This is a genomic window from Citrobacter sp. Ce119 (assembly GCF_030334525.1).
Taxonomy (GTDB): domain Bacteria; phylum Pseudomonadota; class Gammaproteobacteria; order Enterobacterales; family Enterobacteriaceae; genus Citrobacter; species Citrobacter europaeus.
Genome location: NZ_JAOWDR010000022.1, coordinates 1 through 342, shown reverse-complemented (window position 1 = coordinate 342; position 342 = coordinate 1). Strand labels below are relative to the sequence as shown.

Below are 342 nucleotides of genomic sequence, written 5' to 3'. Positions count from 1 at the left end.
GTGGTGGGCTATAAGGGCTGGACCCGGATGCACTGCGATATGGATGCAGGGAAATAATCTGCAATGGGATATGCCCAAACCGCTTAACGTTTAAGGATAAATTATGAAACTGGGAAATACGTTAGGAATAATAATCGGCGCAGTTTCACTATGCGCTATCACTGCCTGTACAAAAAAAATACCATCACAAGTAATTTACCGGTTTGATGATAATCGCTACCTGGAGTTGATCGGTTATGATTGTGAAGGATATGTTGTTTACCATGACATAAAAAGAAAGGTCCACAAATCAATTTATGGCAATCCAATCTATAGGGTTTTCTCGGGTGAGTTTATCCATCC

The 342-nt window shown here is 40.6% G+C and carries 1 protein-coding gene; it reads left to right on the top strand.

Features of this window, described 5'->3' with window-relative positions; genetic code table 11:
- Nucleotides 1-103: 103 nt before the first annotated feature.
- Nucleotides 104-342 (top strand): T6SS immunity protein Tli3 family protein (locus OGV80_RS02155; RefSeq protein ID WP_502873988.1); only part of this gene is annotated, 239 nt, incomplete at its 3' end.